Here is a 14937-nt window from a genome sequence, read left to right on the forward strand (position 1 = left end):
GGTAAATAACCGTGGGTTTAGACGGATTAATCCTTTTTAACAATTGCCTTGATATCGAAATTGTATATTTCCGGCATCAAGGAATTGTTCCAAACGTCTTTTACATGAAGCAGGCGTTCGGTTGAACCTGTTTGATGCGCAAAAGACAAAACTGCTTGCCAGCGTTCATCAGGAATATCAAGCCATTTTCCCCAACTTGCCGGATCCGGTTTGTCAGCCGGTGTCGAATCGGCAAGTGCTATGGCCATTGCTTCGGCTGTATTTTTGGCATCCTGTCCCGTCGGGTTATCAGCACCCCCCAGTTCCGGAAATTCTTTAAAGGCAAGTTTCAAGGCACTATCGGGATAAAGTTTGGTGTAGATCATGCCTTTATAGGCAGCGCGTGCAAAAGCCGAAAGTTCATGTGGCTTGTCATCGAATATCTTCTGGCTTGTGACCATAGTAACGCTGAAAAGGCGGTTCATTTCTTCAGGGCGTTGCAAGAGATCGAATTCGACACCGTTCTGACGCATAACGGTAAAACTGTCGGAATAGCTGTCAACTGCGTCTATATCCTTCGCATTGAGCGCTGCTGCCGCACGTGCACCTGCACCAACGGGTACAATTGTAACGTCACTTTCTTTCAAACCGGCAATTTTCAAATTCGCCCGTAAATCGGCATAAGAAGCCGAAGCCAGACTGATTACGCCCACCCGTTTTCCTTTAAGATCGGCAATGGATTTTATAGTGGAGCCTTTCGGGACACCGATAAAATAAGGCCATCTGACCGTTATTCCGGCAAATGCCTTGAGCGGCACACCTTTATCAACGGCAGCGGCAATATTGGCCGAAGACGCATAGGCAATATCGGCAGAACCGGATGCAACTGCCTGAAGAGCTGCTGTGGAGCCATCCGTATAAAGCAAGGACGGATTGATATTTTCTTCCTGAAAATAGCCGAGTTGTTTGGGAATGGCATAGGTAAATGTTTCTTCCGCCGGCGTTGTTGTGCTGCGGGCGAGTGCCAGAACAAAATGCACTGGTTCGGCAAATCCGGATAAAGTGAAAAATAAAAACGCATTCAGTAGTACAACGGCATGGATGAAAACGGCTTTCATGGGATGCTCTCCTTTGTACTTTCCGTAAAACAAATGCAGCCCATAAAACAGATGTGGCTTGCGGAAAGGGGCGGACAATGACAGGGCCTATCCGGAAAGTATCCCATCTCTAGCCGATAAGTGCAATAGAAGCGGAAGTTTTAATATATTTACCGGCGTTTGATTTACGTCTATTTGAGAAGTCGCGAGACAAGTTGGGCAGTATAATCGACCATCGGAACAATACGCGCATAATTCAAACGGGTTGGCCCGATAACGCCGAGAGCGCCAAGAACATGCTGGTTTGAATCGCAATAAGGCGCAACGATGAGCGACGAGCCCGATAACGAAAACAACTTGTTTTCAGAACCGATAAAAATACGCACACCTGAACCTTCCTCGGCAAGGTCAAGAAGCTGCATCATGCTTTCACGTGTTTCAAGATCATCAAAAAGATGGCGCAAACGTTCAATATCTTCTGCGGCTTTGACATCTTCCAGAAGGTTGCCGCGCCCGCGCACAATAAGTTGGGTTTTGCGCCCCTGATCTTCGCCTCCCCAAACGGCAAGCCCCTGATCGACGAGATGCTGCGACAATTCATCAAGAGCTGCCTTGGTTTCATCCTTTTGTCGTGAAATTTCAGCCTTGGCTTCGCTTAAAGTTCGTCCCTGAATATGGGCGTTCAGAAAATTGGTGGCTTCGCTTAATTGCGACAATGTTACCCCTTCGGGCAAATTGACAATACGATTTTCCACATCACCATTTTGGGTTACGAGAACTGCCATGGCGCGGGAAGAATCAAGCCGCACAAATTCGATATGTTTGAGTGTTCCTTCGTTTTTTGTCGACAAAACCAGTCCGGCACCACGTGAAAGACCGGATAGAATCTGGCTCGCACCGGTCAGGAATTGTTCGACCGATTGGCTATGTCCTGCTTCTTCAACCTGTGTTTCTATGGCTTTGCGTTCGTCTTCCGGAAGGTCGCCAACTTCGATAAAAGCGTCGACAAAAAACCTCAAGCCCGATTGTGTCGGCATACGACCGGCAGAAATATGGGGCGAATAGATAAGGCCGAGATGTTCGAGATCGCTCATAACTGTGCGGATGGTCGCCGGAGAGAGGCTTTGTGGCAATTGTCGGGACAGATTGGCGGAACCGACCGGGTCTCCTTCGCTCAAATAGGTTTCGACAATTCGCCTGAAAATATCGCGGGATCTTTCGTCGAGACTTTTCAATTCATCCGGAATGGTGGCGTGTTTCATCATATTCCTTCAATGACAGAATTTCTTTCCTTCTATATAAGTTTTGCCAAACACGGGTCAAATGGTCTAAAGATGCTTCAAACAACGCTTCAGGGAAAGGAATATTTATGCGCCCGTCCAATCGTGCCAGCAACGAGATGCGTGCCGTTTCGTTTGAACGTCATGTGAACAAACATGCCGAAGGGTCATGTCTGGTCAAGTTCGGTGATACCCATGTGTTATGTACAGCAAGCCTTGAAGAACGTGTCCCCAACTGGATGCGCAATTCCGGCAAAGGATGGGTTACCGCCGAATATGGTATGTTGCCCCGTTCGACCGGTGAAAGAATGCGCCGCGAGGCCGCTTCCGGCAAACAGGGTGGGCGCACCATGGAAATCCAGCGTCTGATCGGCCGTTCGTTGCGTTCGGTCGTTGATTTGAAAGCCTTGGGCGAAATGCAGATTACGATTGATTGTGATGTCATTCAGGCTGATGGCGGAACCCGCACAGCATCAATCACCGGCGCATGGGTTGCCCTTTATGATTGTCTGGGCTTTATGGAAACACGCCAGATGGTCTTGCGCAATAAGGTACTGAAAGACCATGTTGCAGCAATTTCCTGCGGTATTTATCAGGGAACGCCGGTGCTCGATCTCGATTATGCAGAAGATTCCAATGCCGAAACCGATGCCAATTTCGTGATGACCGGCAAAGGCGGAATTGTCGAAATACAGGGCACTGCAGAAGGCGATCCGTTCAGTGAAGAGCAGTTTTCGACATTGATGTCTCTGGCTAAAAGCGGCATTCATGATTTGATTGAATTGCAGAAGAAAGTGATAGCTTCCTGAAAGGTGATTATCGATGAGAAAGCTTGAAGGGAAAAAACTGGTTGTTGCAACGCATAATTCCGGCAAACTCAGGGAAATAGCCGATCTTATTGGCCCGTTCGGGTTTGAAACCACATCGGCGGGTGAATTGGGATTGGAAGAACCGGAAGAAACCGGCACGAAATTTGAAGAAAATGCCTATATCAAGGCTTTTTTTGCAGCCAAATCGACAGGTTTGCCGGCATTGTCGGACGATTCAGGACTTGAGGCAGACGCTCTTGACAAGGCACCCGGCGTTTATACTGCCGATTGGGCGATAGAACCTGACGGCCACCGCGATTTCGACAAAGCAATGAAAAAAGTTGAAGATGCATTGGAAAAGAAAGGTGCAACAACGCCTGATAAACGGCATGGCCGTTTTGTCTCGGTGCTTTGCCTTGCCTGGCCTGATGGACATGCGGAATATTTTCGTGGTGAAATCGAAGGCACTTTGGTCTGGCCGCCGCGTGGCAAAAAGGGTTTCGGTTTTGATCCTATCTTCCAGCCGGAAGGTTATGACAAAACATTCGGTGAAATGACGGCAGAGGAAAAACATGGTTGGAAGCCGGGCGACGAACATGCTTTGTCACACCGCGCACGGGCTTTCAAACAATTTGCCGAAGCGTTACTGGAAAACTGATGGACGAGCCATTCGGTATTTACGTCCATTGGCCGTTTTGTGCCGCCAAATGTCCTTATTGCGACTTCAATTCCTATGTCCGGTTGAAAGGCGTGGATGAAGACCGTTTTGCCAAAGCTTTTGCAAGAGAGATGGCAACAGTGCGTGAATGGACAGGAGCCCATAAGGCAACGACTGTTTTTATCGGCGGTGGTACGCCATCGCTGATGTCGCCAAAGACAGTCGAATCACTGCTGAAAAGCATTGATCGCTATTGGCCGATTGTAGACAATGCCGAAATTACAATGGAAGCCAATCCTTCAAGCGTCGAGGCCGGGCGTTTTCATGGTTATCGTTCAGCCGGTGTCAACCGGCTTTCCTTGGGCGTCCAATCTTTAAACGATGAAGAATTGAAACGCTTGGGGCGCATTCATAATGTCGAACAGGCGCGTTTTGCTATTGGCATTGCACGCGAGATTTTCCCGCGGCTTTCCTTTGACCTTATTTATGCGCGCCCCAACCAGACATTGCATTCGTGGAAACATGAACTGGAAGAAGCAATTGATCTCGCAGCCGACCATCTTTCGCTTTATCAATTGACCATTGAAGAGGGCACGGGGTTTGACAGGCTCTATAAAGCCGGAAAACTTAAATTGCCGGAGGCGGATTTGAGTGCCGATCTTTATGATCTCACACAGGAAATAACCGAAAGTCACGGGCTTCCTGCTTATGAAATATCCAATCATGCAGCCGCCAATGCGCAGTCGCAACACAATCTCATTTATTGGCGCTACCAGCAATATGTCGGTATTGGTCCGGGGGCGCATGGCAGGTTTCTTCCAGTTTCAAATGGCGATTTTCCGGATCGGCGATTGGTAACGATCACAGAAAAAATCCCCGAACGCTGGTTGGAACTGGTTGAAAAACAAGGTCACGGTATTGTTGAAGAAGAACATTTGACAAAAAGTGAACAGGCGGAAGAAATGGTCTTGATGGGTCTGCGCCTCACCGAAGGGCTTGATCTTGCCCGCTACGAGAAACTGGCGATTCAAGGATTGAACCAGAAAAAAGTTGCCGATCTTCAACAACAAGGTCTGGTAGAAATGGTGGGCAATAGCCGCATCCGTGCAACCGGAAAAGGCCGCATGGTGCTGAATTATATTATCAGCGAACTGGCTTGAGCTTTTTTATTCGCTTTTATTCGCGTTATTTATAGCTTGAAACAAGTGACCGGAGCGGTATGAAAAATTCAATATTGAATAGGGCTTAACAGGCTTTAACAGGTGATGAAAAATCCGCGATAAAGATCAAGCGAGCTGTGACGTGATGGTTATCAACCCATTTATTATGAAGTGACTATTATGAAGTGACGATTGTAACCCGTGTCATATTATAAAATGTTCGCCATTTCAGGCTTCTGTCAGAGTGATACCACTCCCGCCCGATATTACTGTTTTATATGTTTTTCTTCGTTTGATACGAATGGTGTGGCAGTTGTCTCTTGCACAATTGATAGTGTGAAAAATCCTCTCTGTTAGAAAAGTTCTTTCAAATCAACAATATCAATTATGTTTATAAAAAGCACAAAATGAACAATAGCCGCGCTTTAATTGCGCAAAATACGCATTTTTAAGCTTAATATTGGCATTTACAATTGACGAACTGCGCAAAATACGCAATTAATATCCTTGAAGAGTACGAATTGTCTCGATTTGTGGAGGCAAATTTCAGGGAGTGAATCGAAATGCAAATACCTATAAAACGCGGGATTGAAAAAGTACCTGGAGGAATGATGGTTGTTCCCCTCCTGATTGGTGCAGTGATAGCTACTTTTTTCCCTGAAGCGCCGGGATTTTTCGGTTCATTCACCGGAGCGCTTTTTAAAGGTTCGTTGCCGATACTGGCAGTTTTTTATGTTTGTATGGGGGCAAGCATCAATTTTAAAGCAGCTCCCTACATTATTAAAAAAGGTGGAACATTATTTATCGTGAAGGTGGGCATAGCCATTCTGGTTGGTGTTATTGCCGGCAGGTTTTTAGGTGAGGCGCCAATTACTTCCGGTATTTTTGCGGGCGTTTCGACCTTGGCACTGGTGGCAGCTCTGAACGATACAAATGGCGGTCTTTATATGGCACTGATGGGGCAATACGGGCGCCCGCGCGATGTCGGAGCCTATACGATCATGTGTTTGGAGTCAGGACCGTTTCTAACTATGATTACATTAGGAGTGGCGGGGCTTTCTGCCTTCCCATGGCAAGCATTGGTTGGCAGCATTTTACCACTGGTTGTCGGAATGATATTGGGTAATCTCGACAAGGAAATGCGTGAATTTCTTGGTAAAGCCAGCGGTGTGATGATTCCGTTTTTTGCTTTCGCCCTTGGAGGTTCGCTTGATCTTTCCAAGGTCTGGCAAGCCGGACTTCTAGGACTTGCCATGGGAGTGGGCGTGGTCATCATTACCGGAATTCCGCTGTTTTTTGCCGACAGGTTAACCGGCGGCACAGGTGTTGCCGGTGTAGCGGCTGCATCCACAGCCGGTAATGCTGCCGCCGTACCGGCAATTGTCGCTTCCGCCAATCCTGCTTATGCAGATGCAGCAATTCCGGCAACAATGCTTGTTGCGGCCTGCGTTGTGGTGACAACAGTATTAGTGCCATTCGTTACAGCCTGGGTTTCTAAAAAATACGGGAGACCGGTAGCAGAAGCCGGAGAAGAAAGCGGTTTGGAATAAGGGAGTGGCATTATGAAAAACTGGCTTATTCTGGCAGATGATCTCACCGGTGCAGCCGATTGTGCAATCGCCTTTTGCCGTCAGGGAGCAACAGCGACCGTCGGCTGGAAGAATGCCTATCCTTCACTGACAGATCGGGCACAAATATTTTCTTATAATATTGACAGCCGCGAATTGAATGTAAGCGAGAGTGTCCGTCTCCAGCATCAAACATTGGAAAAACTCTGGTCGCCGCAAGCATTCCTGTTTTGTAAGATAGATTCGACATTACGGGGGCAACCGGGAGCTGTCATTGCTGCAACGTCCGATTTTCTGAAACAGCATACAGGGCGTGCCGTGGGCGTTCTGGCACCGGCATTTCCTGCGACAGAGCGTACCACCAGAGGCGGAAAGATTTTTGTCAACAATATCGAGCTGGAAAATACCGAGCTTTGGGCGCGTGACCATACTTATCCGACATCCGATCTAAAGCAGATTCTTCATGATGTCGGTTTGAAAGCTTTTGTTATAGATCTCGAAACCTTAAGGCAAGACGCCAATAGACTGTCTGCCTATATTGCGAATATCGAGCAGCAAAATAAAGATTTCGTTTTTATTTTTGATGCCGAAACGCCCGAAGATCTGCAACAGATTGCCAATGCTTTTTCCAAAGCGGATTCATCACATTTCTTTATAGGAAGTGCAGGTCTTGCGCACGCTTTTGCTGCAAGATGCCCTGAAAGGCCGCGCAACGCCATAATAAATGTGAAAAATGAAGGTGGCATCATGATTGTGGTGGGGTCGTTGGCCAAAGCTTCCCGCCTGAGCGCAAAGAAGCTGTTGGATACCCGTTTGCTGCGGCATTTCCCTGTTGATCCGGATGTTCTCTTAGAAGGAGGAGCAGGGATTGCCGGTTTTTCGCACGACGTGGCAGAGGCTTTGCGAAAGGGCGATGATATATTGGTTGAAATTACTGTGGGTAAGAATGTTGATATGTCACTTGGATCGCGGCTTGCTCTCGATCTTGCCGGAGCACTTCAATGTGTGGGGAATGATCTCGCCGGTTTTGCCGCAACCGGTGGTGAAACTGCAACTTATTTGATGGATGCATTAGGAGTGAACGGCATTACTTTGGATGACGAGATTGAAGCAGGTGTTTGTCTCGGTATAACGCGTGGAAAAATTGTCGTACCAATCGCCACGAAAGCGGGAGCCTTTGGTGATGAAAACAGTCTGGTGAAAATTTTCGACAGACTTTCCGACATAAGGAATAAAGGAAAACTTTGATGAATAAGCCGAAAATCGTAATTACAATGGGTGATCCTTCCGGAATCGGGCCGGAAGTTATTATGAAAGCGCTAAAACATAAAGATGTTTATGATATGTGCTCGCCTGTTGTCATTGGCGATGCATTGCGTCTGGAAGAAGCAGGTAAAATTGTTCACGCTGGCCTTGATGTCCGCTCGATAAACGATGTCGAGGAAGCAAAATGTGAATTCGGCACAGTTGATTGTCTTGATTTGAAATTGTTGAAAGCCAATCATCCATTCGGCGTTGTACTGAAAGAATCCGGCGAGGCCGCTTATCAATATATAAAAAAGGCGGCCGAAATTGTCATGGATCACAAGGCTGATGCTATTTGCACGGCTCCACTTTGCAAGGAAGCATTGCATAATGCAGGACACAATTTTCCCGGACATACAGAACTTCTGGCCCATCTCACCCATACGCCGGAAGTTTCCATGATGCTGGTCTCGCCCAAATTACGAGTCATCCATGTTACGACACATATCGGCTTGATTGACGCAATCGCGAAGATAGAACCCGGTCTTGTCGAAAGGGTAATTTCACGTGGGCATAACGTTCTTGTCAAGCGTGGCATGAAAAACCCCAAGATTGCTGTTTGTGCAATCAACCCGCATGCCGGAGAAAATGGCCTTTTCGGTTACGGCGAGGAAGAAAAGAAAATCGTTCCTGCTGTCAAGGCTTGTCAGGCAAAAGGCTGGAATGTTGTAGGGCCACTTCCTGCCGATACATTGTTCTATCTCGCCGGTCGGGGTGATTATGATATGGTTGTTGCCATGTATCACGATCAGGGACACATACCGATAAAAGTTCTAGGGCTTGAAAGCGGCGTCAATATCACGGTGGGTCTACCGGTCATTCGTACATCTGTCGATCACGGTACAGCTTTCGATATTGCCGGAAAGGGAATTGCCGACGAGCAATCGATGGTCGAAGCATTGCGGCAGGCTGCCGAACTCGCACCACGAACGGAATAGTGTTTTTGTAGTTTTGTTTCGTGTCATCTGGTATAATAACCGGAATAGACGAACAGCAAGTTCTATTTGAAACGGATAGGACTTATGTTGCAAAATAAAGACGGAGAGTTCAGGAATATATATTCCTGAACTCAAAGTCTTTTTGTTGGAGAACAAAGCTGCTATGACCCGCAAGGAACGACTCACATGCCTCATCCACGCGATCAAGGTCGGCATTGTCAATGTCGAGGCAATGGCAGAAAAATTTGGTGTGTCTGCTTCAACAATCCGGCGTGATTTGCAACAACTTGAAAAAAACGGCCATATTCAGCGAACCTATGGCGGAGCGGTGCTCAGTCAGGCTGTGCCGGAAACGTCTTTTGTCGAGCGTATGGCACGTCATAGCGATAGCAAACATAGTATTGCCAAGAAGGCCAATGAATTGGTTTCCGACGGCGACACCATTCTACTTGATGCCGGTTCGACAGTCTGCGCGTTAGGGCTTTTATTGAAAGAGCGTAAACTTCACATTATTACAAATAACCTTATGCTGGTGCCGCTTTTTGAAGGAAAAACGAATCTGGAACTGACAATAATCGGCGGTAAATGCCGGAATACCAGTATGGGCATTTTCGGCGCTCTTGCGATCAAAAATCTTGAATCATTTACGGCAGACTATTTTTTCACGAGTGCTGACGGTGTCGTTCCGGGGTTGGGCTTATGTGAAGCAAGTCTGGAGCAGACTATTTTAAAAGAAGCAATGATGCAAAGGGCGCGTAACACAGTCGTAATGGCTGATGCTGATAAAATAAATCGGGCAGAACAGCATTGTTGGGCAAAGTGTCCTGCCAAATGGACATTGATTACCGACAAGAAAATGGACGAAGAAGAAAAAAGGTTGTTTTCTATTGCCGGTGCAACCGTTCTTGAGGCAGACCCGCACTCGGTTTGATAGATAGCCCCCATTCGGTCTGATAGATAGCAAAGCGTTTTTCGTGCTTATTGCTCTTCTAATTCGACCAATGTGCCATCAAAATTTTGCGGGTCAATAAACAATACCGGTTTGCCACGAGCACCCGGTTTCGGGTTCCCGTCACCCAGAATTGTAATTCCCTCTTCTATCAACTGGTCACGCATTTCTAAAATGTTTTCAACTTCAAAACAAATATGATGAAGGCCGCCAGAAGGGTTCTTTTCAAGAAAATCCGCAATTTCCGAATGGTCGCCCAAAGGTGTCATAAGTTCCAGTCTGGTATTGGATAGTTCAACAAAAACAACCTTTACGCCGTATTCCGGCAATTCCTGTACAGTGGTGATATTGCCATTGACCGAGCGATAAAGTTCTGCGGCTTGTTCAAGATCCGGTACGGCGATAGCTACATGATTTAAACGACCAAAGTGACGCACAGATAAAACTCCTTAGTATAATGAAACCTAGAATAACCCCTCCGGTTGCTGTGTCTTTATCCTTCTTCCGGAGAGAAAATCGAGGTATTTGTTGTTGTAACATCTAAAATAAGTTGAAGATTGCAGCAACACTGTTTGTTTCTGAAAGTTGTCCCTGAAAGTTGTTTTTGAAAGTCATCCCCGAAAGTCATCGCTTTGCTATAGTTGTTGCCAACAAAGCGGCAGATTCCGGTTCTGCGGCTTTTGTTCGTTTTATAAGTTTTGCGGGAATAGAATTTCTTTGAAACATAGTTCTATGCAAATTGGTGTTGTTTAGCAGGAACCGGATTTTGGCAAGGTGAATGCCGGTTTTTCGAGCGAGATAGCCGGAAATAGAAATCGAGCGGGATTGCGACATTTCGTTTAAGTTGAATTTATATGGCCGGTTATGGACGAAGTGTCTGCATAATGCATATTTCCGGTCGTTTTATGTAGAGTATCTGATGTTTATTTCTCATTCGGGGCTGTTCCGGATGGACTGCGCTATGTTTTTCCCAGTAAAATAATCTATCCGTTATGACTCTCATGATTTTTAAAAAATTTTAAAGAGCAGATTTTACTGTTTTGTTGATGTTGTAGAGATAACCAATAAAGGTAAAAAAAAGAAAAGGCGCGCTCTCCCACGCTGCCTTTTCTTTTCCTCCCACATATATCCTATTCATAAAAGACAAAGCTTTTTTTCCTCCGACAATCCAAGGCTAACACAGCGAAAAAAATAATAAAGCTTGATCGTGTGCGAATGCATAAGTTATAAAAATGCAAATTGTAAATTGCGAAATTGTGAAAAAAATGTCTATCGGAAAACTCTATATTGGAAGAAAAGTTCGTAAATTGCGGGAAGACCAGAAATTGACGCAGGCTCATTTTGCCGAGCGCATAGGTATTTCCACTTCATATCTCAATCAGATCGAAAACAATCAAAGGCCTGTATCGGCTGCGGTTCTGCTGTCTTTGGCTGAAAAATTTCATATTGATATTTCTAGTCTTTCTTCGGGTGAGGACGACCGGCTGCTTTCCGCTCTGAGCGAAACTTTAACCGATCCTCTATTCAAGAATCACCGCGCAGCTATGCAGGAATTGCGGCTTATTACACAAAATGCCCCTGGCCTTGCGCGTGCTTTGATTACTTGCCATCAGGCCTATCGTCTGGCTTCCGAACAATTGGCAAGTACAGATGGATGGTTGCAAGCGGGTGGGCTCACAGAAATTTTACCTTATGAAGAGGTGCGCGACTTTTTCCATTTCATGGATAATTATATTGATGACCTCGACCGGAGTGCAGAAGATCTTGCGGGCGAAATGGGTATCGGGGAACGCGATAATCATTCGGCCATTATCGAACGGCTTGAAAAAAAATATCAGGTCAGTGTCAACTGGGGAACTGCTGACGATGGTATGGTACGCCGTTATGATCCGGTGAGCCGTATTTTGACTTTGAATCCTTATATAGCGCCGCAACAACGCACTTTTGAATTGGCTATCCAACTTGCACGATTTGAAGCGGATCCGCTTTGTGATGAAATCATCAAAAAAGCATCTTTCAAATCGGAGGAAGCCAATGAGATATGTCGCATCGGGCTTTACAACTATTTTGCCGGTGCGCTCATTCTTCCCTATAAACCTTTTATGCGTGCAGCCAGTGCGCTTCGTCATGATATAGAATTGCTTGCCGCCCGTTTCAGCGTTTCTTTGGAACAGGTTTGTCACCGGCTTTCAACTTTGCAACGGCCAGGTCTGAAGGGTGTGCCGATTTTCTTTGCGCGCATCGACCGTGCCGGAAATATAACCAAGCGTCATAGTGCTGTGAAATTGCAATTCGGCCGTTATGGCGCGGCCTGTCCGGTATGGAATGCACATCAGGCTTTTGAAACGCCGGGCAATATCATCCGCCAACTTGCCGAAACGCCCGATGGCGTGCGCTATCTTTGTCTGGCTGTTCAGGTAGTGAAAAGAAATGGCGGTTACCATAGTCCGCATCCCCATTATGCCTTGGCATTCGGCTGTGAAATATCGAATGCGTCGCAATTTGTTTATGCCGATGGCCTTAATCTTGATAATAATGCAGCCTATGAACCGATCGGCATTTCGTGCAGGATTTGTCCGCGCACGCGGTGTCCGAACAGGGCAGCACCGCCGCTAAAACATCGTTTAACGGTCAATTATAACCAGCGTGATGCCTTGCCATATACATTGGAACAAATTGGCTAGGAAAGCTGCTGCAATCCGAAGTAATCGGCCGTTTGAAAATACGATTGATAATGAAAAATCAATCGGACACCGGCGGAGATTCCTGCTGTCCAAATTTTCCTTGAATAGAAAACCGGATTCAAGAATTTGATAATCGAAGACGGTTTTTTACATTTCCCGGATGTCGGCATTTCTTTGCTATAAGAGATGAACATATAAAAATGCGCAGACAAGAAACAGGCTGGCGTTGCATACCGGAAAATTTCTCGATTTTTAGGGGAGAAAACCTCTGGTGGCCGCTATAATTTCGATAAGTTGAAAAATTGTGCGCGATTTTTCTGTTTGATAATCGGGTCTTAAGCAAACGTGTAAAATGATTGATTGTCTCATCCTACGGAATGAGATCTGCTCCGGCCTATAGACTTTAAGCCGGAGCAATCCTGTTGAAAAATCGGAAACCGGTTATTTGTCAACCAATTTCAAACGGCTGTCATCATACCGTTTTCCGGCAACTTTATCGGGGCTGACAATATTTTCAAGCCGCACGCAATCATCTTTTGTGAGTTGAATTTCGGTGGCAGCAACATTGTCTTCCAGATGGCGGATTTTTCTTGCCCCCGGTATCGGCACGATAAAATCGCCACGGCTTAGAACCCATGCCAATGCAAGCTGTGCAACGGTGGCATTTTTCTCTTTTGCCATTTTTTCCATTTCGGTAATAATCTGCCGATTTTTTTCAAAAGCACCTTCCTGAAAACGCGGCAGCAAACGACGGAAATCGTTAGCGCCCAAGCCTTTGGTTGTAAAATCGCTGGCGAAAAAACCGCGTCCCAAGGGACTATACGGGACAAAGCCAATGTTAAGCTCGCGACATGTTGCCAAAATTTCCTTTTCGGGATCGCGTGTCCAGAGCGAATATTCACTTTGGAGTGCACTGATCTGATGAACCTTTGAAGCGCGTCTTAGCGTTTCGCTGTTTGCTTCCGAAAGGCCAAGCGCACGCACTTTGCCTTCTTTGACGAGATCGGCCATGGCACCGACCGTATCTTCAATCGGCACATCCGGATCAACCCGATGCTGATAGAGAAGATCAATGACATCGACGCCCAAACGTTTGAGCGAGGCTTCGGCAACCTCACGCACATGTTCCGGTCGCCCGTCAACACCGGTGGCATCAATGTGGCCATCAGGCTGACGCTCAAGTTTAAAACCGAATTTTGTGGCAATGACCACCTGATCGCGAAATGGTTTTAGCGCTTTACCGACAAGAATTTCATTATTGAAAGGGCCATACATTTCGGCCGTATCAAAAAGGGTAACGCCAAGTTCAACCGCACGATGCAATGTTTTGATCGCCGATTGTTCATCATCGCCGCCATAAGCATGTGTAAAGCCCATGCAACCAAGTCCGATTTCCGAGACAGTCAATGCACCGATTTTGCGTTTCTTCATACTCAATTCCTTTTTGTTATCTTTATGTTTTTACCGCTGTAACGAATCTAGAAGAATTATTACTGTTTGTTTATCCTGTTTAATTTGCTAAATGTGATCGAATAATTAGAACAATAGAAAAAAGTAAAAACCATGGATCGTCAACAGCTTTCCCATTTGTTGATTTTTGAAACAGTCGTTGAAGAAGGTAGTTTTCGCGCCGCCGCAAAAAGGCTGAATATTGCACCTTCTGCCGTATCTTACGCGATTGGAAAATTGGAAGAAAGTTTGGATGTACAGCTTTTTAACCGTACGACTCGCAGTCTGGGATTAAGCCCTGCCGGAAAAGTGCTCATTCGCCAAACGGCTTCTGCTTTGGGAATGATAGAAGACGGTTTTAACGCGGCAAAAGCAACGCATGACAATGTTTCCGGTCTTTTGCGGATCAATACCGGCTATTCGGCAGCAAAATTTCTTATTTCTCCTTATCTTGGAGCATTCGCAGAAGCCTATCCCGATATTATCCTTGATCTCGTGATTGATAACCGGTTTGTCGACATTGTAAAATCCGGTTATGACGCTGGCATACGCATTCACGAACATGTCGAAAAAGATATGATTGCCGCAAAAATTGGTGGCGATTTGAAAAGCGTTCTTGTCGCGACGCCAAAATATTTTGAAAACCATCCGGTTCCCTGCCACCCTGTCGATTTGAAAAATCATAGAGCAATTTTATATCGTTTCAACGAACAACGCACTTATGTGTGGGAATTCGAGAAAGGCCGGAAAAAATTGACGGTTACTCCTCCCGAACAGCTTGTCGTCAATAGCCATCAATTGGTTATCGACGCAGTGCTTCAGCATACCGGATTGGCTTATATATTTGAAAATTATGTGAAAGACGAGATCAGTCAGGGCAAGCTTATAAAAGTAATGGAAGATTGGACACCGCCATTTTCGGGGTTTTACATTTATTATCCGCAACAAAAAATGCGCGCAGCTCTTCGTGCTTTTATTGATTTCTTTATTGCCAAAAACCGCTAAGAGAAACCGTTAAGAGAAACCGTTAAGTAAAAACGTTAAGTAAAAACGTTAAGTGA

General features: G+C 46.0%; 13 protein-coding genes. 9 read left to right on the plus strand and 4 right to left on the minus strand.

From position 1 onward, the window contains the following. Window positions 1-26: 26 nt before the first annotated feature. Window positions 27-1097 carry an ABC transporter substrate-binding protein gene (locus GQS64_RS01580; RefSeq protein ID WP_198230420.1) on the minus strand — a complete coding sequence of 357 codons (1071 nt, stop codon included), beginning with the start codon at window positions 1095-1097 and terminating at the stop codon, window positions 27-29. Window positions 1098-1267: 170 nt separating this feature from the next. Beyond that, window positions 1268-2338, minus strand: a complete 1071-nt coding sequence (hrcA, locus tag GQS64_RS01585; protein WP_198230865.1) for a heat-inducible transcriptional repressor HrcA — start codon at window positions 2336-2338, stop codon at window positions 1268-1270. A gap of 107 nt (window positions 2339-2445) precedes the next feature. On the opposite strand from hrcA, the gene rph reads away from it, so the two are divergent. From rph to GQS64_RS01620, 7 genes are all read left to right on the plus strand, one after another. Beyond that, window positions 2446-3165 (plus strand): ribonuclease PH, encoded by a 720-nt coding sequence (gene rph / locus GQS64_RS01590; protein ID WP_077990265.1) that lies wholly within the window; start codon window positions 2446-2448, stop codon window positions 3163-3165. 13 nt (window positions 3166-3178) lie between these two features. Continuing rightward, the gene (gene rdgB / locus GQS64_RS01595; RefSeq protein ID WP_198230421.1) at window positions 3179-3823 is read left to right on the plus strand and encodes an RdgB/HAM1 family non-canonical purine NTP pyrophosphatase; all 645 of its coding nucleotides are present in this window, start codon (window positions 3179-3181) and stop codon (window positions 3821-3823) included. Next, complete coding sequence (hemW, locus tag GQS64_RS01600; RefSeq protein WP_198230422.1) at window positions 3823-4983, plus strand: radical SAM family heme chaperone HemW; 1161 nt, start codon at window positions 3823-3825, stop codon at window positions 4981-4983. The genes rdgB and hemW overlap by 1 nt, the downstream gene beginning before the upstream one ends. Before the next feature lie 563 nt (window positions 4984-5546). Beyond that, window positions 5547-6533 carry a 2-keto-3-deoxygluconate permease gene (locus GQS64_RS01605; protein ID WP_210329417.1) on the plus strand — a complete coding sequence of 329 codons (987 nt, stop codon included), beginning with the start codon at window positions 5547-5549 and terminating at the stop codon, window positions 6531-6533. Between the two features lie 12 nt (window positions 6534-6545). Continuing rightward, the gene (locus GQS64_RS01610) at window positions 6546-7799 is read left to right on the plus strand and encodes a four-carbon acid sugar kinase family protein (RefSeq protein ID WP_198230423.1); all 1254 of its coding nucleotides are present in this window, start codon (window positions 6546-6548) and stop codon (window positions 7797-7799) included. After that, window positions 7799-8794 carry a 4-hydroxythreonine-4-phosphate dehydrogenase PdxA gene (gene pdxA / locus GQS64_RS01615; protein ID WP_198230424.1) on the plus strand — a complete coding sequence of 332 codons (996 nt, stop codon included), beginning with the start codon at window positions 7799-7801 and terminating at the stop codon, window positions 8792-8794. Before GQS64_RS01610 ends, pdxA begins: the two co-directional genes overlap by 1 nt. A gap of 163 nt (window positions 8795-8957) precedes the next feature. Beyond that, complete coding sequence (locus GQS64_RS01620) at window positions 8958-9725, plus strand: DeoR/GlpR family DNA-binding transcription regulator (RefSeq protein WP_198230425.1); 768 nt, start codon at window positions 8958-8960, stop codon at window positions 9723-9725. 47 nt (window positions 9726-9772) lie between these two features. Here the strand turns inward: GQS64_RS01620 and mce are convergent, their stop codons facing one another. Continuing rightward, a complete protein-coding gene (gene mce / locus GQS64_RS01625; RefSeq protein ID WP_077990275.1) occupies window positions 9773-10180 on the minus strand; it encodes a methylmalonyl-CoA epimerase in 408 nt (135 codons plus the stop codon). Window positions 10181-11008: 828 nt separating this feature from the next. Here mce and GQS64_RS01630 point away from each other — a divergent pair. After that, window positions 11009-12427: a helix-turn-helix domain-containing protein gene (locus GQS64_RS01630; protein ID WP_077994369.1), complete on the plus strand. Its 1419-nt coding sequence runs from the start codon at window positions 11009-11011 to the stop codon at window positions 12425-12427. 441 nt (window positions 12428-12868) lie between these two features. Here the strand turns inward: GQS64_RS01630 and GQS64_RS01635 are convergent, their stop codons facing one another. After that, window positions 12869-13858 (minus strand): aldo/keto reductase, encoded by a 990-nt coding sequence (locus tag GQS64_RS01635; protein WP_198230426.1) that lies wholly within the window; start codon window positions 13856-13858, stop codon window positions 12869-12871. A 132-nt stretch (window positions 13859-13990) separates the two neighbouring features. Here GQS64_RS01635 and GQS64_RS01640 point away from each other — a divergent pair, with 132 nt between their 5' ends. Further along, a complete protein-coding gene (locus GQS64_RS01640; protein WP_198230427.1) occupies window positions 13991-14881 on the plus strand; it encodes a LysR family transcriptional regulator in 891 nt (296 codons plus the stop codon). The last annotated feature ends 56 nt before the right edge of the window (window positions 14882-14937 follow it).

The organism is Bartonella sp. P0282 (genome assembly GCF_048452985.1).
GTDB lineage: Bacteria > Pseudomonadota > Alphaproteobacteria > Rhizobiales > Rhizobiaceae > Bartonella > Bartonella choladocola.

What these genes read in the sequence shown, in the direction of transcription:
- GQS64_RS01580 (WP_198230420.1), bottom strand. Translation starts at nt 1,097, where the DNA reads ATGAAAGCCGTTTTCATCCATGCCGTTGTACTACTGAATGCGTTTTTA.
- hrcA (WP_198230865.1), bottom strand. Translation starts at nt 2,338, where the DNA reads ATGAAACACGCCACCATTCCGGATGAATTGAAAAGTCTCGACGAAAGA.
- rph (WP_077990265.1), top strand. Translation starts at nt 2,446, where the DNA reads ATGCGCCCGTCCAATCGTGCCAGCAACGAGATGCGTGCCGTTTCGTTT.
- rdgB (WP_198230421.1), top strand. Translation starts at nt 3,179, where the DNA reads ATGAGAAAGCTTGAAGGGAAAAAACTGGTTGTTGCAACGCATAATTCC.
- hemW (WP_198230422.1), top strand. Translation starts at nt 3,823, where the DNA reads ATGGACGAGCCATTCGGTATTTACGTCCATTGGCCGTTTTGTGCCGCC.
- GQS64_RS01605 (WP_210329417.1), top strand. Translation starts at nt 5,547, where the DNA reads ATGCAAATACCTATAAAACGCGGGATTGAAAAAGTACCTGGAGGAATG.
- GQS64_RS01610 (WP_198230423.1), top strand. Translation starts at nt 6,546, where the DNA reads ATGAAAAACTGGCTTATTCTGGCAGATGATCTCACCGGTGCAGCCGAT.
- pdxA (WP_198230424.1), top strand. Translation starts at nt 7,799, where the DNA reads ATGAATAAGCCGAAAATCGTAATTACAATGGGTGATCCTTCCGGAATC.
- GQS64_RS01620 (WP_198230425.1), top strand. Translation starts at nt 8,958, where the DNA reads ATGACCCGCAAGGAACGACTCACATGCCTCATCCACGCGATCAAGGTC.
- GQS64_RS01630 (WP_077994369.1), top strand. Translation starts at nt 11,009, where the DNA reads ATGTCTATCGGAAAACTCTATATTGGAAGAAAAGTTCGTAAATTGCGG.
- GQS64_RS01635 (WP_198230426.1), bottom strand. Translation starts at nt 13,858, where the DNA reads ATGAAGAAACGCAAAATCGGTGCATTGACTGTCTCGGAAATCGGACTT.
- GQS64_RS01640 (WP_198230427.1), top strand. Translation starts at nt 13,991, where the DNA reads ATGGATCGTCAACAGCTTTCCCATTTGTTGATTTTTGAAACAGTCGTT.